The sequence below is a fragment of the Microbacterium sp. LMI12-1-1.1 genome (assembly GCF_040676455.1).
GTDB lineage: Bacteria > Actinomycetota > Actinomycetes > Actinomycetales > Microbacteriaceae > Microbacterium.
The window spans coordinates 1-22,375 of record NZ_JBEGIA010000001.1; the positions used below are offsets into that span (position 1 = coordinate 1).

18 protein-coding genes and 1 rRNA gene are annotated in these 22,375 nt (G+C 69.0%); 6 read left to right on the forward strand and 13 right to left on the reverse strand.

Annotated elements, in window-relative coordinates:
* Positions 1-112: ribosomal RNA gene (locus tag MRBLMI12_RS00005) — 16S ribosomal RNA — on the reverse strand; the annotation flags it as partial.
* Between the two features lie 566 nt (positions 113-678).
* Between MRBLMI12_RS00005 and dapD the strand changes: the two genes are divergently transcribed.
* Positions 679-1,635, forward strand: a complete 957-nt coding sequence (dapD, locus tag MRBLMI12_RS00010; protein WP_363352826.1) for a 2,3,4,5-tetrahydropyridine-2,6-dicarboxylate N-succinyltransferase — start codon at positions 679-681, stop codon at positions 1,633-1,635.
* Between the two features lie 53 nt (positions 1,636-1,688).
* Here the strand turns inward: dapD and MRBLMI12_RS00015 are convergent, their stop codons facing one another.
* Positions 1,689-2,258 carry a TetR/AcrR family transcriptional regulator gene (locus MRBLMI12_RS00015; protein WP_349427869.1) on the reverse strand — a complete coding sequence of 190 codons (570 nt, stop codon included), beginning with the start codon at positions 2,256-2,258 and terminating at the stop codon, positions 1,689-1,691.
* Between the two features lie 183 nt (positions 2,259-2,441).
* Between MRBLMI12_RS00015 and MRBLMI12_RS00020 the strand changes: the two genes are divergently transcribed.
* Positions 2,442-3,887, forward strand: coding sequence for an MFS transporter (locus tag MRBLMI12_RS00020; protein ID WP_363352828.1), 1,446 nt, complete (start codon positions 2,442-2,444; stop codon positions 3,885-3,887).
* A 100-nt stretch (positions 3,888-3,987) separates the two neighbouring features.
* Here the strand turns inward: MRBLMI12_RS00020 and MRBLMI12_RS00025 are convergent, their stop codons facing one another.
* The 6 genes from MRBLMI12_RS00025 to MRBLMI12_RS00050 form a co-directional block, all read right to left on the reverse strand.
* Positions 3,988-5,286 carry a citrate synthase gene (locus tag MRBLMI12_RS00025; RefSeq protein ID WP_349427871.1) on the reverse strand — a complete coding sequence of 433 codons (1,299 nt, stop codon included), beginning with the start codon at positions 5,284-5,286 and terminating at the stop codon, positions 3,988-3,990.
* A gap of 188 nt (positions 5,287-5,474) precedes the next feature.
* Entirely contained in the window at positions 5,475-6,626 is a 1,152-nt protein-coding gene (dapC, locus tag MRBLMI12_RS00030) for a succinyldiaminopimelate transaminase (RefSeq protein ID WP_363352831.1), read from the reverse strand.
* A gap of 1 nt (position 6,627) precedes the next feature.
* Positions 6,628-6,948, reverse strand: a complete 321-nt coding sequence (gene fdxA / locus MRBLMI12_RS00035) for a ferredoxin (RefSeq protein ID WP_363352833.1) — start codon at positions 6,946-6,948, stop codon at positions 6,628-6,630.
* 174 nt (positions 6,949-7,122) lie between these two features.
* On the reverse strand, positions 7,123-7,488 hold the full coding sequence (locus tag MRBLMI12_RS00040; protein ID WP_363352835.1) for a DUF6113 family protein: 366 nt from the start codon (positions 7,486-7,488) through the stop codon (positions 7,123-7,125).
* A 65-nt stretch (positions 7,489-7,553) separates the two neighbouring features.
* Positions 7,554-7,868 (reverse strand): AzlD domain-containing protein, encoded by a 315-nt coding sequence (locus MRBLMI12_RS00045; RefSeq protein WP_363352837.1) that lies wholly within the window; start codon positions 7,866-7,868, stop codon positions 7,554-7,556.
* A complete protein-coding gene (locus tag MRBLMI12_RS00050) occupies positions 7,865-8,629 on the reverse strand; it encodes an AzlC family ABC transporter permease (RefSeq protein WP_363352839.1) in 765 nt (254 codons plus the stop codon). The genes MRBLMI12_RS00045 and MRBLMI12_RS00050 overlap by 4 nt, the downstream gene beginning before the upstream one ends.
* Positions 8,630-8,833: 204 nt before the next feature.
* On the opposite strand from MRBLMI12_RS00050, the gene MRBLMI12_RS00055 reads away from it, so the two are divergent.
* On the forward strand, positions 8,834-10,900 hold the full coding sequence (locus MRBLMI12_RS00055; protein WP_363352841.1) for a hypothetical protein: 2,067 nt from the start codon (positions 8,834-8,836) through the stop codon (positions 10,898-10,900).
* A 57-nt stretch (positions 10,901-10,957) separates the two neighbouring features.
* Here the strand turns inward: MRBLMI12_RS00055 and typA are convergent, their stop codons facing one another.
* Both typA and MRBLMI12_RS00065 read right to left on the reverse strand, forming a co-directional pair.
* Complete coding sequence (gene typA / locus MRBLMI12_RS00060; protein ID WP_349427877.1) at positions 10,958-12,868, reverse strand: translational GTPase TypA; 1,911 nt, start codon at positions 12,866-12,868, stop codon at positions 10,958-10,960.
* 90 nt (positions 12,869-12,958) lie between these two features.
* On the reverse strand, positions 12,959-14,719 hold the full coding sequence (locus MRBLMI12_RS00065) for an ABC transporter ATP-binding protein (RefSeq protein ID WP_349427878.1): 1,761 nt from the start codon (positions 14,717-14,719) through the stop codon (positions 12,959-12,961).
* A gap of 38 nt (positions 14,720-14,757) precedes the next feature.
* On the opposite strand from MRBLMI12_RS00065, the gene MRBLMI12_RS00070 reads away from it, so the two are divergent.
* Entirely contained in the window at positions 14,758-15,363 is a 606-nt protein-coding gene (locus tag MRBLMI12_RS00070; RefSeq protein ID WP_363352844.1) for a PH domain-containing protein, read from the forward strand.
* A gap of 14 nt (positions 15,364-15,377) precedes the next feature.
* On the opposite strand, the gene MRBLMI12_RS00075 is transcribed toward MRBLMI12_RS00070, so the two are convergent.
* From MRBLMI12_RS00075 to MRBLMI12_RS00085, 3 genes are all read right to left on the reverse strand, one after another.
* Positions 15,378-16,532 carry an ABC transporter permease gene (locus MRBLMI12_RS00075; protein WP_363352846.1) on the reverse strand — a complete coding sequence of 385 codons (1,155 nt, stop codon included), beginning with the start codon at positions 16,530-16,532 and terminating at the stop codon, positions 15,378-15,380.
* The gene (locus MRBLMI12_RS00080; RefSeq protein ID WP_349427881.1) at positions 16,532-18,067 is read right to left on the reverse strand and encodes an ABC transporter permease; all 1,536 of its coding nucleotides are present in this window, start codon (positions 18,065-18,067) and stop codon (positions 16,532-16,534) included. The genes MRBLMI12_RS00075 and MRBLMI12_RS00080 overlap by 1 nt, the downstream gene beginning before the upstream one ends.
* A gap of 159 nt (positions 18,068-18,226) precedes the next feature.
* A complete protein-coding gene (locus tag MRBLMI12_RS00085) occupies positions 18,227-20,002 on the reverse strand; it encodes an ABC transporter family substrate-binding protein (protein ID WP_363352848.1) in 1,776 nt (591 codons plus the stop codon).
* Between the two features lie 162 nt (positions 20,003-20,164).
* Here MRBLMI12_RS00085 and MRBLMI12_RS00090 point away from each other — a divergent pair, with 162 nt between their 5' ends.
* On the forward strand, positions 20,165-21,046 hold the full coding sequence (locus MRBLMI12_RS00090; protein WP_363352850.1) for a CPBP family intramembrane glutamic endopeptidase: 882 nt from the start codon (positions 20,165-20,167) through the stop codon (positions 21,044-21,046).
* 280 nt (positions 21,047-21,326) lie between these two features.
* Complete coding sequence (locus tag MRBLMI12_RS00095) at positions 21,327-22,316, forward strand: hypothetical protein (protein ID WP_363352852.1); 990 nt, start codon at positions 21,327-21,329, stop codon at positions 22,314-22,316.
* Positions 22,317-22,375: the final 59 nt, after the last annotated feature.

Here is a 22,375-nt window from a genome sequence, read left to right on the forward strand (position 1 = left end):
ACTCACCCGTTCGCCACTGATCCACCCCGCAAGCGGGGCTTCACCGTTCGACTTGCATGTGTTAAGCACGCCGCCAGCGTTCATCCTGAGCCAGGATCAAACTCTCCATAAAAAATGAATACTGCAAACCCACCCCGGAAAAAGGGACAAGAAGCAGCGAGTTCAACCATGACCAAAAACGAATATCAAACTGACATCCATGAATTGATCCAAAAAGGACCCCCACCAACCAAACAAATGGTCAGCGAGGATACAAAAATTGGCATTTGACAAGTGCACGCTGTTGAGTTCTCAAAGATCGGACGCACCAGCGTTCGGGTCTCTCAACCTTCGCCGCTGGGCAACTTCTCTATCTTACACACGCCGTTTCGCCTGTCAAACCGACGCAGCGAGGCACAAGACCCCACCACACCGCCGACCGACGCACACGAGAGTGGAAGAAACCCATCCTAAGCCGAAACCGGCAGACTCACCAGGAGCAGTTCAGATGGGGTGGTTCACTGCTTGAGGGGAGCCAGGCCTTCCGGCCTTCCGCTCTACCCTTTGGGGCGAACAAGTAATACTTTACGTGCGACGTGGCCACCCGTCGAATCCAGCCCGCACCCCGGGCGTGTCGCACCCCCGCATCCGCGGAAACACGCGGGAACCGGGCCGGTCCGGCCGCGCTAGCGTGGAGGCATGACCGAAGAACGATGGGTGTGGGGCGTGGGCCTCGCGACGACCGCCGAAGACGGAACCGTGCTCGACACGTGGTTCCCCTCCCCCTCCGCGGGACGGATCCCGCTCGGGTTCGATCCGCAGCTGGCGCCGGATCAACTCGACCACCTCGCGGTGGCCGACCCTCGTCGCGCCGTCTCCGTCGACGTCGTCGCGGTCGAGGCGGACCTCGACGCCCCGCCCTCGTCGACACCGGACGCCTATCTGCGTCTTCACGCGCTCTCGCATCTGCTCGTGCGTCCCAATGAGGTGAATCTCGACGGTGTGTTCGCGCACCTGCCGAACGTCGCCTGGACCACCGCCGGTCCGATTCACCCCGACACGCTGACCAGGCTTCGCCCCTATCTCGCGCGCGACGGGATCCAGGTGCAGGGTCTCGACAAGTTCCCGCGCCTGCTCGACTACGTCACGCCCCCGGGCGTGCGGATCGCCGACGCCTCGCGCGTGCGCCTGGGCGCCTACCTCTCACCGGGCACGACGGTCATGCACGAAGGGTTCGTCAACTTCAACGCCGGCACGCTCGGACAGAGCATGGTCGAGGGCCGCATCTCGCAGGGCGTCGTCGTCGGCGACGGCAGCGACATCGGCGGTGGCGCGTCGATCATGGGCACCCTGTCCGGCGGGGGCACGCACAAGGTCTCGGTCGGTGCTCGGACGCTGCTCGGCGCGAACGCCGGCATCGGCATCTCACTGGGCGACGACTGCGTGGTCGAAGCGGGCCTCTACGTCACCGCCGGCACCAAGGTGGTGCTTGCGGACGAGCCGCGTCGCGCGGACGGCTCGCCCACGACGGTCAAGGGCGCCGAGCTGTCGGGGGTGGCCGGGCTGCTGTTCCGTCGCAACTCGCTGACGGGTGCCGTCGAGGCGGTCCGGCGTGCGGGCGTCGGCGTGACACTCAACGAGGCGCTGCACGCCTGACATCAGCCGGCCGGCCGCATCGCCGACGCGGAGGTGAGGCCGGTCGTACGAGATCAGCGGCGGATCGCGTTGATCGCCAGGTTGAGCACGCGCTGGCGCTGAGCCTCGTCGTCGAACGAGGCGACGGCCGCGACCCCTGACACGAGCTTGACGACGTCGCCGATGGAGATGTCGGGATCGACGTCGCCGGCCGTCTGTGCGCGCTCGAGCAGCGGCTCACCGGCCGACAGCATGATCGTCCGGCACTCGGCGAGCACCGGAGACCGGCGGTTCAGTCCGTCCAGCAGCGCGTGCTTCGTGCCGACGTACGTCACGAAGCGGTCGAGCCAGGCGCGCAGCGCATCCCAGGGCTCGAGGTCGGCGACCTCATCGGCGGCGCGCGCGAGCGCATCGACTTCGCCGAGGTAGAGCGTCTCGATCAGGTCGTCGCGGGTCGGGAAGTTGCGGTAGAGCGTGCCGATGCCGACCCCGGCGCGACGCGCGATGTCTTCCAGTGAAGCGGCCGAGCCCTCCTCGGCGAACGCCTCGCGCCCGGCGGCGACCAGGGCGTCGAAGTTGCGCGCGGCGTCGGCCCGCTGGGGACGACGCGCATCCAGCGCGGATACCCGCTCGACGACCGACATTCCGACGACCTCCCGTGGTGCTGCTGACTGCGACCGCCGAGACGGTTGCAGATCCGTACGAAGTGGTGGTTGCGAAACGGAGGACCCCTCCGCTAATCTCTAAGCGGAGGCTTCCTCCGTTCGGAGACCTACTTCCACTTTACTCCGCATTCATCGGATCCGCACCCATCGGAAGGCCCGTCGATGCCCGCCATCCCCTTCACCCCTCGCGCAGCGTTCGCGGCGATCGCTCTCAGCGTCGCCTCGCTCGCGCTGCTGCAGAACCTCGTCATCCCCGTCATCCCATTGATCGCCGCCGACTTCGGCGTGACGGCGGATGCGGCATCCTGGACCAACACCTCGTGGCTCATCGCCGCCGCGGTGGCCACTCCCCTCCTCGGCCGGATCGGCGACCTGCGCGGCCGCCGCAACACGTTCCTCGCCGTCCTGGGCGTGGTCGCTATCGGCGATATCGTTGCATCGTTCGCGCCGAACCTGCAGATCCTGATCCTTGCCCGCGTCCTGCAGGGAATCGGCGGCGCGCTCTTCCCGCTCGCCTTCGGCCTGCTGCGCGATGTGATGCCCCGCCACCAGCTCACCGGCGCGATCGGCGCCACGAGTGCGATCATCGGCATCGGCGGCGCGGCGGGCAGCGTCCTCGCCGGTCCTCTCGCCGAGCTGCTGGGCTGGCAGGGCATCTTCGCGGTGCCGTTCGTCGCCGCCGTGGCCGGGATCGCGCTGACCGCGATGCTCGTGCCGCCGGCGGGGTTGCGCGCCACGGGAAGCGTCAACGTCGTCTCGGCAGTCCTGCTCTCGGGCTGGCTCATCGCCCTGCTGGTTCCGCTCAGCTCGGGAGCCCGCTGGGGCTGGACCTCCCCGCTCACGCTCGGCATGTTCGCTGCGGCGACGGTGCTCGTCGTCGCCTGGGTCGTCGCGGAGCTGCGCTCCGACAACCCTCTCGTGGATCTGCGCCTGATGGCGACGCGCGCCATCTGGCCGGTCAACACCGCCGCACTCCTCATCGGCGCTGCCGCCTTCGGATTCTGGGGCTACCTGCCCCAGTTCCTCGAGACGCCCACCGACTCAGGATGGGGCCTCGGGCTCGGGGTGCAAGCGGCAGGACTCGCGCTGCTCCCGCTCCTCATCGGCATGTCGAGCGTCGGCTTCGCCACGGGAGCGATCGCACGCGTCATCCCGCTCCGACTCATGATGGCCCTCGGCGCGCTGCTCATGGCGGGCGGCGTGGTGTTCGCCGTCTTCGACCACGAGACGGTCCTGACCCTCGCCATCGCGGGCGGCGTGTTCGGGCTCGGCATCGGGCTCGCCTATGCCTCCACCGCGAGCATCATCGTCGAGAGCGTGCCGGCGGACCGCACCGGTATCGCGACCGGCGTCAACGCCAACCTCCGCACCATCGGATCGGCGATCGGCTCGGCCCTCACGACAGCGATCGTGTTCGGCTCGGTCGCCCCCGGCGGATCCCCCGCCGTCGACGGATACGCCGTCGCGTGGCTGACCCTCGCCGCCGGCGCCGTGGTCGCCGCGGTCATCGTGCTGGTCGTCCGGCCGCGTCGATCGACGGATGCCGCGACCACGCCCTCCGACGAGGAGAGAGCGGACGTGCCCGCCGCCCTCGCCGAGATCGCCTGACCGCCGGGCGACTCGAATGACGGATGCCGCGCCCCGAGGGGCGCGGCATCGTCGTTCTGCCGTCGATCACGCGGTGGAGCGCTCGTCGACGCAGGCCGGGTCAGGACAGACCCGGGTAGCTCCGCTCCTCGGCCCCGACGTACAGCTGCTGCGGGCGGCCGATCTTGGTCTGCGGGTCGCCGGCGGCCTCGCGCCACTGCGCGAGCCAGCCGGGCAGGCGCCCGATGGCGAACAACACCGTGAACATCCGGGTCGGGAAACCCATCGCCTTGTAGATCACGCCGGTGTAGAAGTCGACGTTCGGATACAGCCGGCGGTCCTGGAAGTACGCGTCGTTGAGAGCGATCTCTTCGAGCTCCTTGGCGAGATCGAGCAGCGGGTCGCTGACGCCGAGAGCGTTCAGCACCTCGTCGGCCGACTCCTTCACGAGCTTGGCGCGCGGGTCGTAGTTCTTGTAGACGCGGTGTCCGAAGCCCATGAGCTTCACACCGTCTTCCTTGTTCTTCACGCGCTCGACGAAGCGCTGGACGCTCTCACCGGAGTCGCGGATGCGCCCGAGCATGTCGAGCACGGCTTCGTTCGCGCCGCCGTGCAGCGGCCCGTAGAGCGCGTTGATGCCGGCCGAGATCGACGAGAACTGGTTCGCGCCGGTCGAGCCGACCAGGCGCACCGTCGACGTCGAGGCGTTCTGCTCGTGGTCCTCGTGAAGGATCAGCAGTCGCTCGAGCGCACGGGACATCACCGGGTCGACCTCGTAGACCTCGGACAGCACGCCGAAGTTCAGCTTGAGGAAGTTGTCGACGAAGCCGAGCGAGTTATCGGGGTACAGGAACGCCTGGCCGATGCTCTTCTTGTGCGCGTACGCCGCGATGACGGGCAGCTTCGCCAGCATGCGGATCGTGTTGAGCTCGACGTGCTCCGGGTTGTTGGGGTCGGACTGGTGCTCGTAGTACGTCGAGAGCGCCGACACCGCCGAGGAGAGCACCGACATGGGGTGCGCAGTGTGCGGAAGCGCGGAGAAGAATCGCTTCAGGTCTTCGTGCAGCAGCGTGTGCCGACGGATCTTCTCGTCGAACTCCCCCAGCTCGTCGGCGGAGGGGAGCTCGCCGTAGATGAGCAGCCACGCCACCTCGAGGTAGGTGCTGTTCTTCGCCAGCTGCTCGATCGGGTAGCCGCGATAGCGCAGCACGCCCTGGTCGCCGTCGATGTAGGTGATCGCCGACTTGGTCGCCGCGGTGTTCACGAAACCGTAGTCGAGAGCCGTGTAGCCGGTCTGGCGGGTGAGGGTGGAGAGGTCCACGCTCGGCGAGCCGTCGGTGCCCCGCAGGAGCGGGAACTCGGCGGACGTATCACCGATCGTGAGGGTGGCCTTCTCCTGCTGGGTGCCCGCGTCGCTCACGGCGCCTCCTCGCGATTTCTGGTCGTACCGGGGGTGTCGTCCGGTCCTGAGCGACACCGTGGGGCGGTCTGCGTCAGAACGGAGGGGCGGGACGGGGGATGCCGCATCGCCGCGTTCTTACAGCCTAGTCCGCCGCTGCGCCTACTGCTGACACAGCCAAAGGGACGCGGCATCCGATGGAGGAATCCTCAGCCAGGGGCGACGGTGCCCACGTTGTCGCTGCGGGGAGTGGACGCCGACGCGCGCAGGCGCTCGGCGGCCGCGGCGATGCGGTCGTCGGTCGCGGTGAGCGACAGCCGGATGTGCTGCGGGAAGTGCACGCCGTAGAAATGGCCGGGACCCGCGAGGATGCCGAGGTCGGCGAGCCGGTCGATGCTCTCCCACGCGTCACGACCCTCGGTCGCCCACAGGTACAGGCCCGCCTCGCTCGCGTCGATGCGGAAGCCGGCCGCTTCCACGGCCGGCCGAAGGGTCTCGCGCCGGCGACGGTAGAGCTCCTTCTGTGCCGCGACGTGGACGTCATCCGTGAGGGCGGCGACCATCGCCGCCTGCACCGGCAGCGGCAGCATGAGGCCGAGATGCTTGCGCGCCGTGAGCAGACGAGCGACGACGGAGGGATCGCCGGCGAGGAACGCCGCCCGGTACCCGGCGAGGTTCGACTGCTTGCTGAGCGAGTACACCGACAGGATGCCGCGCAGGTCGCCGGCGGTGACCCGGGGATCGAGCACGGACGGCACCGGCTCGCGATCCCAGGGGGCGTCCCAGCCGAGCTCGGCATAGCACTCGTCGGACGCGAGCACGGCGCCCAGCTCCCGCGCTCGCGCGACGGCAGCACGCAGGGCGTCGACGTCGAGCACGCGGCCATCCGGATTCCCGGGCGAGTTCACCCACACCAGGCGCGTTCCCTCCGGCCACTCCGCCGGGTCGTCGGACGCGACCGGCGTGGCGCCGACGAGGCGCGCCCCCACCTCGTACGTGGGGTAGGCGGCGCGGGGATGGACCACGATATCGCCGGGGCCGAGGCCGAGCAGCAGCGGCAGCAGGGCGACCAGCTCCTTCGAGCCGACGGTGGGAAGGACGTTGTCGGGCGTGAGGCCCGCGACTCCGCGGCGGCGGTCGTACCACTCGGCGATCGCCGCGCGCAGCGACGCCGTGCCGACGGTCTGCGGGTAGGCGTGCGCGTCGGTCGCCGCACGCAGCGCGTCGGCGACGACCGCGGGCGTCGGGTCCACGGGCGACCCGATCGAGAGGTCGACGATGCCGTCGGGGTGCGAGCGCGCCTTCTGCGCGTACGGCGCGACGGCGTCCCAGGGGTAGTCCGCGAGGTCGGCTACCGCCACGTCAGTGTTCCTGCGGCGGGAGCGCCTCGATGACCGGGTGGTCCTTGTGGATCACACCCACCTTGGCCGCGCCGCCCGGGGAGCCGATGTCGTCGAAGAACTCGACATTGGCCTTGTAGTAGTCCTGCCATTCGTCGGGCAGGTCGTCTTCGTAGTAGATCGCCTCGACGGGACACACCGGCTCGCAGGCGCCGCAGTCGACGCACTCGTCGGGGTGGATGTACAGCGACCGGTCGCCCTCGTAGATGCAGTCCACGGGACACTCGTCGATGCAGGCGCGGTCCTTGACGTCCACGCAGGGAAGGGCGATCACGTACGTCACCCGCTCAGTCTACGTCCGACCGGGGCCGGCCCCACGCCCCGCTCCGCATCCGGCCGGGGCCGGCCCCACGCCCCGCTCGGCATCCGACCTGAGCCGGCCCCATGCCACGCCCCGCATCCGGCCGGGGCCGACCCCGTGCCGAAGCTCGCTTCCGCGCGGTGGCCCGTCCTCGGCTCAGGCGGCGGCGCGGGAGCGATCGGGCCAGGCGACGGCGAGGGCCACGAGGATCGGCACCGCGAACGTCCAGACCACGGCGAGGCCGGTCTGCGGCACCACCACCGAGCCTCCGGGTCCGCTCCCCGAGAACACCAGCGTGGAGATCATCATGCCGCCGCCGGTCGCGAGCGTCGCCCACCTGTCTGAGGTGAGGAACCGCACCGCCATCAGCAGCGCTGCCGATCCGATCACCGCCAGGATGAGCCCGAGCGGGAACCAGCCGATCGTGTACGCGTGGGCGACGGTTCCGGCGACCCCGTACACCAGCCCGACGAGCAGCGCGACGATCCAGCTGCCGATGCGGGCGGGGACGGAGGGACGCATGACTCGATCGTACCGACCTCGTCCATGAGGGCGGTTCCCCTGCCTGGTCGCGCGACAGAGACGGTCTACGCCGCCCAGCCCCACAGGCGCAGCAGCGCCGCGACGAGGGCTGCGGCGATCACCACCACGAGGAACGGCGCACGCAGGAGGAGCAGCCCCGCGGCGACGAGCACGGCCGGCACGCGGGCGTCGACCACGACAGCCTGACCCGCGCCGAGCGTCTGCACGGCGACAAGGGCGGCCAGGAGGGCGACCGTCAGCAGATCGGCGATCCGCAGCGGAGTGGGTGCCTCCACCCAGCGGGCGGGGATGAGATAGCCGACCGTCTTGAGCGCCACGCACACGATCGCGGCGACGAGCACCGCTGTCCACATGGTCACGGCAGCCCCTCGCGCTCCGCCACGTCGTCCGGCTCGGCGGCATCCGCTGCGTCATCCCTGCCGAGCCAGTTGGTCCAGCCCACGAGGATCGCGACGGCCGCCGCGACGATCACGGGCAGCCCGGGCATGAGGACGGGCGTCAGCACCGTCGCGATGACGGCAGCGGCGACTCCGACGACGATCGGCTGCCGGGCCCGGAGCCGCGGCCACAGCAGGGCGAGGAAGGCGGCCGCCGCCGCGGCATCCAGTCCGTACGCCCGTGGGTCACCGAGCACGTCGCCGAGCAGGGCGCCGGCGAGCGTAGACAGATTCCAGCCGACATAGATGCCGATGCCCGTGACCCAGAACCCGAGGGTGCGGGCGCGCGCAGTGCGCTGTGCGAGCGAGACGGCGGTGGACTCGTCGATCGTGAACTGCGCAGCGGCGGCGCGGCGCCAGAACCCCGGACCGATCACCGGGGACATGCGGATGCCGTACGCGACGTTGCGCACCCCGAGAAGGGCCGCGGAGGCGATCGCGGCGGGTGCGGCCGCCAGTCCCCCGGCGCCGACGATCCCGACGAACGCGAACTGGGACCCGCCCGTGAACATCACGAGGCTCAGCACGCAGGTCTGCCACACGTCGAGTCCTGCGGCGACCGCCAGCGCGCCGAACGAGATGCCGTAGGCACTCGTCGCGAGAGCCACACCCAACCCCTGACGAACGGCCCGCTTCGCCTCTCCGGCGCTGTGCGCGTCGTCGAAGTGGGGGTCGAGAGTCACGTCGTCATGCTACCGACGGCTGCGCGGCGTCACTCCGGTCCGCCTCGAGGCGACTGGCCACCTCGGAGCGCGGCATCCGCTAGATGGGATTGCGTTTTCCGGCCGCCCGGACCATGCTGGTCGCACACGCAGAAAACGCTTCCTCGCTTGTGGGTGCCACCACCCGTTCTCATCACGGATTCTGCTTCCGGACGAAGGAGTCCCATGAGAACGACGCTGCCCGCGCGCGCCCTCCGCAGCCGAACGCCCCGGCGACCACTCACCAGAGCCGCCGGCCTCGCGACCGCCCTCGCCCTCGCCGCGGTGCAGCTCACCGCTGCGCCCGCCTCCGCGACGACGCCGGCTGCCGCATCCCCTGCCGTCGACCTCGGACACGAAGTGATCGCGGCGGGCGACGGCTGGGGCTCGTGGTCGGGACCGACGGCGCCCGAACGCGTCCCGCGCGTGGCCGAGCCGGTGAGCGGCGGGAGTGCGGCGGACCCCTCCCAGGTGTACGTCGTGGACGACTGGCAGACGCTCCGCGATGCTCTCGCGGGAGTACCCGGCGGCTCGCAGAACGATGCGCGCTACAACCAGGTGCCCCGCATCGTCTATGTCACCGGCGAGCTCGATCCGTGGCTCCGCGCCGACGGCAGCCGCATCACCTGCGACGACATCGCCTCGCAGGTGACGGTCGCGGGCACCGGAGCGCCGTTCGACATGGACGACTACATCGCGGCGTTCGGTCCCGGCGTCGACCCGTCCGGGCCCCTCGAGCAGGCGCGCGTCGAAGCGGCAGCCCTGCAGGCGAAGCTCACGCTGCAGCACGTCGGCTCGAACGTGACCCTCGTCGGCGTGGGTGACGACGCGCGCGTGGCCGGGGCATCCCTGCGCATCCGGGACGCGCACAACGTGATCGTCCGCAACCTGACGCTGTCCGACGCGTACGACTGCTTCCCCCAATGGGATGCCGGGGACGCAGGCGGGAACTGGAACTCGGCGTACGACAACCTCTCGGTCTGGACGTCCACGAGCGTCTGGGTCGATCACAACACGTTCGACGACGGCGCGCACCCGGCGACGAGCCTCGACACGGTCTACGGACGGCCGTTCGAGGTGCACGACGGGCTCCTCGACGTGACGCACGGCTCGGACCTCGTGACCATGTCGTGGAACTGGTTCCAGCATCACGACAAGACCGACATCATCGGGTCGTCCGATTCGCGCACCCAGGACCGCGGGCAGCACCGCGTCACGCAGCACCACAACCGCTGGACCGACATCGGCCAGCGGGGACCCCGCGTGCGCTTCGGCGACGTGCACGTCTACAACAACCTCTACGAGCAGACGGATGCCACCACGGCGGCGTCGTCGGCCGACCACCCGTTCTTCCAGTACTTCTGGGGCGCGGGCAAGGAGAGCAGCATCGTCGCGGAGGCCAATGCGGTCGAGCTCGTCGACCCGTCGAGCGCGTCGCGCATCATCGCCGGCTGGGGTGGGACGGAACTGCGCGCGAGCGACACGCTCGTCGACGGCGCGCCGTTCGACGTGCTGGCGGCGTACAACGCGACGGCCGCCAGCCCCCTCTCCCCCGACGTGCGCTGGGATCCCGCCGACGCGTACACCTATGCGCCCGACCCCGTCGCCGACGTGGCGGCGATCGTCCGCGCCGGCGCCGGCGCCGGCATCCTGTCGTCCGGAACCCCCGGCGCGACGGCAGCCCCCGCGGCGTTCACCGTCTCGGACGACAACGGCCGCGACACCGGGCTGCGCGACGGCGACTACCGGGTGTTCGCCGACCTGTGGTGGGGGCAGAACGCGACGGTCGTGAAGCTGTACGAGAACGGCGTGCTGATCGACGCGCAGGGGATCGACGGCGCCTCGCCCGCCGCGCAGCACGCCGCGTTCGACATCGCCGGCCGCGTCGACGGAAGGTACGAATACACGGTGGTGGCGCTCAATCCCTACGGCCAGACCGCGTCGCGGACCCACACGGTGACGGTCACGGATGCCGCGCCTGCCCGCGCCGCGCTGTCGGCCTCAGGGGCGCGGAGCGGCACGGTGACCATCACCGCCGACCTCTGGTGGGGCACCAACGCGACCGAGTACGTGCTCTACCAGGACGGCGTCGAGGTCGACCGCCGGGCGCTGGTCGCCGCGACGCCGGGCGCTCAGCACGCGGCCACCGTCGTCGGCGAGCTGGCGCCGGGGACCTACGAGTTCACCGCGGTGCTGTCGAACGCCGCCGGCTCGACGCCGGCGAAGCCCGTCACCGTGACCGTTCGGGGATGACAGCGGATGCCGCGCCCGGTGCCTCTGAGAGGCGCCGGCCGCGGCATCCGTCACTGCTTACGCGTTGGCGTCCTGGCGCTTCAGGCGTGCCGTGGCGCGGCCGCGCTCGGTCGCGTCGAGGACGACCTTGCGGATGCGCACCTTCTCGGGCGTCACCTCGACGCATTCGTCGTCGCGCGCGAACTCCAGGCTCTCCTCGAGCGAGAGCTGACGCGGCGGGGTCATCGACTCGAACGTGTCGGCCGTGGAGGAGCGCATGTTGGTGAGCTTCTTCTCCTTGGTGATGTTCACGTCCATGTCGTCATTGCGCGAGTTCTCGCCGATGACCATGCCCTCGTAGACCTCTTCGGTCGGCTGCACGAAGAACGACATGCGCTCCTGCAGGGCGATGATCGCGAAGGGCGTCACCACTCCCGAGCGGTCGGCCACGATCGAGCCGTTCTGACGCGTGACGATGTGACCCGCCCACGGCTCGTAGCCGTGCGAGATCGCGTTGGCGATGCCGGTGCCGCGCGTCGTGGTGAGGAACTCGGTGCGGAAGCCGATGAGACCGCGCGAGGGCACGATGAACTCCATGCGCACCCAGCCGGTGCCGTGGTTCGTCATCGTCTCCATGCGGCCCTTGCGCGACGCGAGAAGCTGCGTGATCGCGCCGAGGTACTCCTCGGGTGAGTCGATCGTGAGGTGCTCGAACGGCTCGTAGGTCTTGCCGTCGACCTTCTTCGTGACCACCTGGGGCTTGCCCACCGTGAGCTCGAAGCCCTCGCGCCGCATGTTCTCGACGAGGATCGCGAGGGCCAGCTCGCCGCGGCCCTGCACCTCCCACGCGTCGGGGCGGCCGATGTCGAGCACCTTCAGCGACACGTTGCCGATGAGCTCGCGGTCGAGGCGATCCTTCACCATGCGGGCGGTGAGCTTGTGACCCTTCACCTTGCCGACCAGCGGCGAAGTGTTCGTGCCGATCGTCATCGAGATCGCGGGGTCGTCGACGTGGATGGCGGGCAGCGGCCGGACGTCCTCGGGATCGGCGATCGTCTCGCCGATCGTGATCTCCTCGATGCCGGCGATGGCGACGATGTCGCCCGGGCCGGCCTCTTCCGCCGGGTAGCGCTCGAGCGCGCGGGTCTTCAGCAGCTCGGTGATGCGCGCGTTGGAGTGCGTGCCGTCGTGGCGCACCCAGGCGACCGTCTGGCCCTTCTTCAGCGTGCCGTTGAAGACGCGCAGGAGTGCGAGGCGGCCGAGGAACGGGCTGGAGTCGAGGTTCGTCACCCACGCCTGCAGCGGGGCCTCATCGTCGTAGGACGGCGCCGGCACGTGCTCGAGGATCGCGCCGAAGAGCGGCTCGAGGTCGGCGTTGTCGGGCAGCTCGCCGTTCGCGGGACGGTTGCGCGATGCCGCACCGGCGCGACCCGACGCGTAGACCACGGGCACGTCGAGGAGCGCGTCGACGTCGAGGTCGGGCACGTCGTCGTGGAGGTCCGACGCCAGGCCGAGCAGCAGGTCGTGCGCCTCTTCCTCGACCTCGGCGATGCGCGCATCGGGACGGTCGGTCTTGTTGACCAGGAGGATCACCGGCAGCTTCGCCTCGAGCGCCTTGCGCAGGACGAAGCGGGTCTGGGGCAGCGGGCCCTCGCTCGCGTCCACCAGCAGCACGACGCCGTCGACCATCGAGAGGCCGCGCTCGACCTCGCCGCCGAAGTCGGCGTGGCCCGGGGTGTCGATCACGTTGATCGTCACGGGCACGTCGGTGTGGACGCCCTTGTAGGTGATCGCCGTGTTCTTCGCGAGGATCGTGATGCCCTTTTCGCGCTCGAGGTCGTTCGAGTCCATCGCGCGTTCTTCCATGTGCTCGTGCGAGCCGAACGAGCCGGTCTGACGGAGCATCGCGTCGACGAGGGTGGTCTTGCCGTGGTCGACGTGAGCGACGATAGCCACGTTGCGGAGGTCCGGACGGAGGGCGCGCGCCATGAGGGAATCCTTGAAAGAGAATGGGGATGCCGGAATGCCGGCATCCCCATTCTATTGGGCGCTCCTGTGTGTCGCCTTTCGGCGCTGTGGTCAGCCCTCCAGGCCCGCTGCGAGCAGGGCCGCCCGCGCTTCGCGGCGCACGCGCTGCTCGTCGGGGTCGGGCACCGGGATGGCCGCGATGAGCCGTCGCGTGTAGTCCTCCTGCGGCGCCCGCAGGATCTGACCGGTCGCACCCTGCTCGACGATGTGCCCGTGATGCATCACGATGATCCGGTCGGCGAGCGAGTCGACGACCGCGAGGTCGTGGCTGATGAACAGGCACGCGAAGCCCAGGTCCTGCTGCAGCACGCGCAGCAGCTGCAGCACGGTGGCCTGCACCGACACGTCCAGCGCCGACGTGGGCTCGTCGGCGATCAGCAGCTTCGGCTGCAGCGCGAGAGCGCGCGCGATGCCGACGCGCTGCTTCTGACCGCCCGACAGCTCGTGCGGGTACCGGTTGCGGTACGAGCGGGGCAGCTCGACCGCGTCGAGCAGCTCCTGCACGCGCACGTCGAGCTGGCGGCCCTTCGCGACGTTCGCCAGCAGCATCGGCTCACCGATCGACTGGCCGATCGGCAGGCGAGGGTTGAGCGACGAGGACGGGTCCTGGAAGACGATGCCGACGTCCTTGTGCACGGTGTGCAGCAGACGGCGGTCCGCCTTCGAGATGTCGTGCCCGACGACCTCGGCGCGCCCCTCCGCGATCGGCAGCAGGCCGATGGCGGCGCGGCCGACCGTCGTCTTGCCCGAGCCGGACTCGCCGACGAGGCCGGTGACCTCACCCGGGAAGATCGAGAAAGTCGCGTGCTCGACGGCGCGGAACGCCGGGACGCGCCCGCGCTTGGGGTACTCGATGGCAACGTCCTGGAAGTCGAGCACCGGAGCGCCGAGGCCCTTGCGACGCTCTTCGTCCGCGCGCGCGGCCACATCCGCCAGTCGGATCACCGACGTGTCGCCGGCCAGCGCAGCCGTCGTGTCGATCGACTCCCCCGCCGCGTCGCCGATGCGCGGCACCGCCGCCAGCAGCTGCTGCGTGTAGGGATGCTGCGGACGGTTGAACACGGCGTCGACGGTTCCACGCTCGACGATCTCGCCCTTGCGCATCACCACGATGTCGTCGGCGATGTCGGCCACCACGCCCATGTCGTGCGTGATGATGAGGATGGCCGAGTCGAGACGGTGACGCAGGTCGCGCATGAGGTCGAGGATCTCGGCCTGCACCGTCACATCGAGCGCCGTGGTGGGCTCGTCGGCGATGAGCAGCTGCGGATCGCACGAGATCGACTGCGCGATCATGGCACGCTGCCGCTGTCCGCCCGAGAGCTGGTGCGGGTAGGAGTTGAACGCCTTCAGCGGATCGGGCAGCTCCACCATGTCCAGGAGCTCGAGCGCCCGGGCGCGCGCTGCGCTCGGCGTCATGCCCTTGTGGATGCGGAGCGTCTCGATGATCTGGAAGCCCACCGTGAACACGGGGTTCAGCGCGGTCATCGGCTCCTGGAAGATCACCGCGATCTCACGGCCGCGCACGCGGCGCAGCTCTTCCTTGCGCAGGCCCAGGATCTCGCGGCCGCCGAGCTTGACACTGCCGGTGACGCGGGCGTTCGAGGGCAGCAGTCCGAGCATCGCCATGGAGCTCGCGCTCTTGCCCGAGCCGGACTCGCCGACGATCGCGAGGGCCTTGCCCGACTCCACGAAGTAGTCGAGCTTCTTCGCCGCGGGCACCCAGTAGTTGTCGACGGCGAAGTCCACGGACAGGCCGCTCACTTGCAGCAGCGGGCCGCCGGTGGATTCGGTGTGGGGGGACGCGTTCATTGGATGGTCCTTGCGGGGTCGAGAGAGAGAATGGGGAGGTGACCGACCCTGCGATCCGCATCGACTCCCGTTTCAACCGCATTGCTGCCGTCATCGTCTGGAGTCTCGCGGCGCTCGCAGTGATCACCGCCGTGTGGAGCTCGGACGCGCGGCTGACGTGGGTCTACGCCGGCGCTCCGCTGGCCGCGCTTCTCGGCTGGGCCGCCCTGTGGCGCCCGTGCGTCGTCGTGTCCGATCACGGCGTGCGCATCGAGAACGTCAGTCACGACGTCGATGTGCCGTGGGAGGCGCTCGTGCACGTCGACACGGCCCGCGCCCTGACGCTGCACACGCCGTCCGGCAGCTTCACCGCCTGGTCCGCGCCGGCGCCCGGCTTCTTCACCACGATGATGGGCAACGCCAAGGCGCGCCGCGAGGCGAGCGCCGCCGGCGGCGAGGCGCGTCCCAGCGACCGCCTGGGCACCGACTCGGGCAATGCCGCCCTCGTCGTGCGCGAGACGTGGCGCCGCCGCCTGGACGCCGGTCAGGTGGAGCTCGGCGTCGCCGACGAGACGCCGGTCAAGCGCCACTGGCACCTGCTCTACCTGGTGGCGTCCGCCGTGCTCGCGGTGGCGTCCGTCGCGCTGATCATCGCCACGGGCTGACCGCTTCTCGAGCATCATGCGCGGCGATCCGGTTCGGGCGAGATCTCCTCGTCGAGGACGTCGTCGCCGCGATCGCTCGTCACACCCGACACGGTCGTTCCGCCGCCGGCGGTGACCATCGCGCCCTCGGGCACATCGACGGTGGTGCCGCTGACGATCACCGCATCGTCCGGGAGGTCCTTCACCTTGCGGAAGACCACGCGCTTCTGGCGCGGGTCGAACGCATCGCGCAGGCCGTCGCCGACGAAGTTCACCAGCAGCGACAGGATCACGATGAACGCCGCCGGCCACCAGAACAGCCACGGGCGGGTCTGGAACGCCGATTCGTTCGAGGCGATCAGCAAGCCGAGCGAGACATCGGGAGCGCGGACGCCGTAGCCGAGGAACGAGAGCGACGTCTCGAGGATGATGGCTGCGGCGATCAGCAGCGTCGTCGCCACGATCACGACGCCGATCGCGTTGGGCAGGATGTGCTTGAAGATGATGCGCGCGTCCGATGCCCCGGCGACCCGCGCCGCCTCGACGAACTCGCGCTCACGCAGCGTCAGGAACTCGGCCCGGACCAGACGCGCGATGCCCGTCCACACGAAGAAGCCGAGGAACAGGGCCAGGAACAGCGGCCCCAGGTTGCCGACGGACGAACCGACCACGGCGCCGATGACGATCACCGGGATCACGATGACGATGTCGGTCAGGCGCATCAGCACCGCGTCGACCCACCCGCGATAGTAACCGGCGATCGCACCGACCACGACGCCGATGAAGGCGCCGATGAGGCCGATGATGAACATGATGTACGACGAGTTCACGAGGCCGCGCATGACCATCGCGAAGTAGTCCTTGCCGACCGTGTTCTGACCGAACGGGTGGTCGCCCAGCGAGAACGGGAAGAGCGTCAGCGTCGGCTTGCCGCCGTCGGTGATCGGGATCAGCTGCTCATAGTTCCACTTCCACCAGCCCGGGATCGGGCCGATGCCGGTCGCGGTGACGGCGAATCCGACGATCAGGATGAAGAGGATCGCGCTGATCACGGCGGGCTTGTGGGCGATGAACCGACGGAAGGTCAGTCGCCCCTGGCTGACGCCGCGCTCGTCGGCGGTCTGGACGTGCACGCCGCCTTCGGCGACCTGGCTGGGCGGTTCGAGGGACGGATCGATCGGGATGGACATTACTTGACCCTCACTCTCGGGTCGATTGCCGAGTAGGCGAGGTCGGCGAGGAAGTTGAACGTGATGGCGAACACGGCGATGACGACGAAGTACGCCATGACCGGGTTGGGGTCGGCATGCGAGAGACCCTGGTTGAAGAGAGCACCCATGCCGCTGAACGCGAAGATCCGCTCGGTGATGATCGCGCCACCGATGAGCGCGCCCACATCGGCCGCGACGATCGTGGTGATCGGGATCAACGAGTTGCGGAACGCGTGGCGGACGATGACGGTGCGCTCCGGCAGACCCTTCGCGCGCGCCGTGCGGATGTAGTCCTGGTTCAGCGTCTCGAGCATGCCGCCGCGCGCGTAGCGCGTGTACGCCGCGAACGAGATGAGCATGAGGCTGATCGTCGGCAGCAGCAGGTGGGTGAACGTGTCGATGCTCTGGATCCACCAGTCGCCCTGCAGGTTCGGCGTCTCCGAGCCGATCGTGGCGATCGGGCGGCCGTTCACCTTCGGGTTGTTGACGTAGTCGTTCCAGCGCCCCATGAACTGGTTGAGGACGATGACGCCCATTCCCAGGATGCCGGTGAGGGCGCCGATGCGCATCGCCTGGCCCTTGTCGTACTCACCCAGGAACCAGCCCGCCGCCACGCCGACGAGCGCCGAGGCGACGAAGAGCGCGAAGACGCCCCAGCCGTTGAACGAGTCGAGGAAGGGCTGCAGCACGAAGAACGCGGCCACCAGCACGATGACGGTCGCACCCGCCGTACGCCAGGCGTAGCGCGCGCGGGGTCCGGCGATGATCAGCACCATCGCGGCACCGAACGCGGCGATCAGCAGCGGCGTGAGTACGGGGCCGAGCGACGGGTAGAGGAACCACGCCGTGACGCTCATGCCGTAGAGCATGGCGCCCGTGGTGACGACCGATGCGGCGAAGACGACCAGGCGACGCTGCCTGTTCCCGCCGATGATCGCCTGCCAGAAGACGCCCGATATGAGGCTCAACGCGATGATCCACGGCCATGTGAACACCGGGCTGTCCAGCCAGTTGTTGAAGCCGAGGGCCAGGAAGACCTTGAGGAGAACACCCATCACGAACGACGGCAGCGAGTAGAACAGGAAGCTGGCGAACGTGAACGAGTAGTCGATCGCGCTGTACTGACGCAGCGCCGAGACGATGCCGACCAGGATGCCGAGGACGATCGCGAGGATCGTCGAGGCGGTCACGAGCTGGAGCGTCGCACCCATGGCGCGAGCGAGAAGGACGTCGACCGGCTGGTTCTGGATCGTGACGCCGAGATCGCATCCGCCGAACGGGATGACGCAGCGTGCGGCGCCGAGAAGCCAGTTGAACCAGCGGACGGGAATGGGCTGGTCGAGGTTCAGCCAGTCGATGCGCTGTGCGATGAGCGCGTCGCGGTTCGGGCTGTTGGAGGCGTACAGATCCTCGAGCGGGTCTCTTGCCAGAGCCACGAGGGTGTACATCAAGAAGGATGCGGCGATGAGGATCAGGATCGAGACCCCGATGCGCCGCAGGACGAAGCTAAGCACTGGGCTGGCCCTTCATGCAGAAAAGGTAGCAGGCGGGCGACGGCGGCAGCAGAGGCTTGACGTCGCGGCCACCCGCAGTGGACGGGAAGACACACGCACGGGGCGCCGGGCTGCAAGAACCCGACGCCCCATGGCGTGGTGTTTCAGCTGATCACCGAATTACTCGGCGACCGTCCACTCCCAGAAGTTCCAGAACACACCGGTCTGGTTGCCCATGTAGGTGAGGCCCTCGATGTTGTCTGCGTGCGCCTCCAGGCCCGGGCTCTGCCACAGCGGCAGACCGTAGGCGTCGCCGAACAGCTCGGCGTCGGCCTGGACCGTGAGCTCATCGATGGTGTCGGTGTCGAGCGTCACCGGGATCTCACGGGCGATCTCGTCGACCGTGTCGTTGGCGTACTTGTTGAAGTTGCTGCCACCGAAGCTGGCGAAGATCTGCGGGACGGTGCCGTTGCCGACACCGGGCGAGATCCAGCCGAAGATGACCGCGTCGTAGATGTCCGAACCGAGCTGCGCGCTCCAGTCCTCACGGCCCAGATCCTCGATCACGAAGCCGGCCTCAGCAGCCGAGGCCTGGATGGCCTCGAACGCCGCGACGCGGTTCGGGTTGTTGATGTTGTACATGAGGCGGATCGTCGGGGTCGCACCGGCGAGGAGCTCCTTGGCACCCTCGATGTCGACCTCGGCGTACGCGTCGGAGCCGTTGCTCGAGACAGCGTCCTCGTAGGACGACTGCGCCGGGATGAACAGCTGCGAGTTGAGGACCTCGGCCTCGGGGTTGATCGGCTTGATCAGGGTGTCGACGAGCTGCTGACGCGGGATCGTCTTGAGGAAGGCCTCACGGACGTTCTGCTCGGCCAGCGGGCCGCCGAACGTCAGGTCGAGGTGGTCGTACGCGAGCTGGTCGCCCTGGATCACCGTGGCACCGTCGATCGCCTCGAGCGCGGTCAGCGTGTCACCGCTCGCCTGCGGGGCGATGATGTCGACCTCGCCGTTCTGGAGGGCCGTGACCTGGGCCTGCGCGTCACCGATGAAGCGGATGACGAGCTCCGAGAACTGCGGCTTGAGGTCACCCGTGTAGCTCTCGTTGAGCTTGAGCGTCATCGACTGCGTGGGCTCGTACGAGTCGATGATCCACGGGCCGCTCGCCAGGTACAGCGACGGGTCCTCCGGCAGCGACGTCATGTCGAAGCCCGAGTTCCAGAAGTCGGCAGCAGCCTTGAGCGTCTCGTTGACCGGCGCCGGAGCGGCAACGTCACCGCGCGGGCTCGTCAGGATCGTGTCGATGAGCTCGGCCTGGTCGACGCCCGCCTTCTCGGAGACGACGTGGACCGGCTGGTCCATGAGGTCCTGGATGTTCCAGTCGACGAAGGGCTCGTCGTACTCGAGCGTGAGCGAGAGCTTGTCGTCGGCGACCTCGGTGATCGTGGAGGTCTTGAGACCCTCCGTGCTGCCGGCGTACGCGAAGTACTTCGTGCCGCTGACGGCCTCACCCGACTCCGGGTCGAGCGTGGCGTCGTCGAAGACGCCCGACGTGGCAGCCCATCCGAAGACGAGGTCGTCGGTGGTGATGGGCTCACCGTCGGACCACTCGAGCCCGTCGTTGAGGGTGTACTTGACCTGGAGGGGGTCCTCGCTGACGACCTCCATCGTGCCGAACGACTCGTCCGGAACGACCTCGTAGCTGTCGCTGACGTAGTAGAACGTGGACTTGGTGAGGTAGTCGATCTTGCCGTTGATGTCGAGGTTGCCGTTGTCGCTGTTCGAGTTCGTACCCGTGAACTCGTTCGTCTCAGCAACGGTCACCGCGGTGTCGGTGGCCGTGGGCTCCTCCGACTCCGGCGGGGTCGTCGAGCAGCCGGCAAGGACCAATGCGGTCACGCCGACGCCCGCCGCGACTCCGAGTGCGCGCATGCGCCACGTCGTCTTGTCAGACACTGTGTCTCCTCCTGTGCAGGGTAATGCGCGCGAGTACGGAGAGAACCGGACGGGCGCGCGGATGGGAAAACGATAAGCATCGGTGGTGAGATGGTCAAAACGATCGGGGAAAACGTTACAGAGCCTTAACTCAATCGACGCGGAGTGTGACAATCTGACAAGATGACGCCGCTGAACCGGCCCACGGACCGGAGGGAATCCACTACGCTTGCTGCCCCCGATGCGTTCGAGCGCCGCCGCCTGACCTGGGAGGTCTGGATCGTCCTGGCGATCACGGTCGGTCAGTCGGCGCTCTACTCGGTCCTCTCGCTCGTCCGCAAGCTCCTCGCACCGGTCCCCCTGGGCCAGCAGCAGACCCAGGTGAATCCGTCACGCGATGTGCAGGCGTTCTGGGATGTGACCTACCAGCTGCTCTCCGTCTTCTTCGCGCTCGCCCTCGTCGCGCTCGTGGTGTACCTGCTGTGGGAGCCCGGGAGCAACGCACTGCGGCGCATCGGCCTCGACTTCACCCGATTCGGCGGCGACCTCGGCCGCGGCATCCTGCTCGCCGCCGTCATCGGCCTGCCGGGGCTGGCGCTCTACGCAGCCGGACGAGCGCTGGGGATCACAGTCGCGGTCGTGGCCTCGCCCCTCGACGCGGCGTGGTGGACGGTGCCGCTGCTCGTGCTGTCGGCGCTGCGCGCGGGGCTGACCGAGGAGGTCATCTTCATCGGCTACCTGTTCGACCGGCTGCGCCGGCTCGGCTGGAACGACGGGTCGATCATCCTGACCACCGCGGCCCTGCGCGGTGCGTACCACGCGTACCAGGGCATCGGAGCGATCGTCGGCAACTTCGTGATGGGCCTGGTGTTCGGCTGGTGCTACCGCCGGTGGGGGCGCGTCATGCCCCTCGTCGTCGCGCACACCCTGCTCGACATCGTCGCCTTCGTCGGCTACCCCCTCGCAGCGGCGCTGTGGCCCGGCGTCTTCGCCCCGATCCCGACGCCGTCGCCGTCGCCGACCCCGACTCCGACGCCGTCCGCGTCCGCGTCCGCGTCCGCGTAAGCGCGGCGTAGCCGGTCAGCGCGCCGCCCTGTCTCGGCGAGGGGTGCGCGCCGCCCTTTCTCGGCGAGACCCCAGTGGGTGGACGAGACCGTGGGGTTCACCCAGGGTCTCGTCGGCCCACTGGGGTCTCGTCAAACCGCGCCGGGCGCGCAGCGTGGGGCGCTGTGCGCAGGAACACCGGCCGGCGCGCGGCTCCTCCACAGACCGGGGGTTTCGGCGTTCGTCCACGAACGGCTCGGAGATCTTCGCCGCGGCTGCCGCGGCCCGACAGAGTCGACGGATGCCGCTGCTCACGTCCGCGCTGACAATCCAGCCATCGCCGATCTCGCTGTTGCGCGTCGACGACGTGCCTCATCCCGAACGCGCGGTGGCCCGGAACGACCTGGTCAAGGTTCGGCGCGGGGTGTACGCACCAGCGGAGGAGTGGCGATCGCTGCCGCCGTGGACGAGGTACCTGGCGCAGGTTCACGCTGCGCTTCTGTTGCATCCGGATCTCGTCCCCTCCCACGAGTCTGCTGTCGCGCTGCACGGCGGTCCGGTCTTCGGCAACCCCGGCGTCGTCCATGTCCTCGCACCGGCGACAGGCGCATCCAGGCTGGTCTCGGGTGTGCGCACCCACACCACAACGGACCACCGCGCACTCGTGCTGATCAGCGGGATCGCCGTCTCCGCCCCGGCGGAGGCAGCCGTCGACGTGGCTCGCGCGCGCCATCCCGCCATCGGGCTCGCGGTGGCGGATGCGATGCTGCGACGCGACGACACGGTCTCGCGCGAGGAGTTGGCGCGCATCAACGCGACGCGTTCGTCCAGCCGTGGCCGTGACATCGCACGATGGCCGCTGTCGCGCGCGACCGCGCTCGCGGAGACAGCGTTCGAATCCGTGAGCCGCGGCGTGATCGAGTGGCTGGGCTTTTCCGCGCCCGAGCTCCAGAAGACTTTCGTCACCCAACCGGACGAGGTGGACCGCGTCGACTTCGTGTGGGAAGAGGCATCCCTCGCTGGGGAGGCTGACGGGGACTTCAAGTTCGACGGCCGGTTCGGCGATGCGGCCACGCTCCTGAAGCAGCAGCGATCGCGAGATGCGCGACTTCGCGGGCATCTGCGAGCCGTCGCCCACTGGGGATGGCAGGATACGACGACGTTCACACCGCTGCGTACGCTCCTCCACGGCGCCGGACTCCGTGCCACCGCTCCCGAGAACTCCGCCGCGTTGATGTCGATGCGCCGTGTACTGGTCGGACGCGCCCCGCACCCGACCGACCCGCGTTAGCCCCCCTCCTCCGCGAGACAACAGTGGGCGGACGAGACCGCGGGGTTCACCCAGGGTCT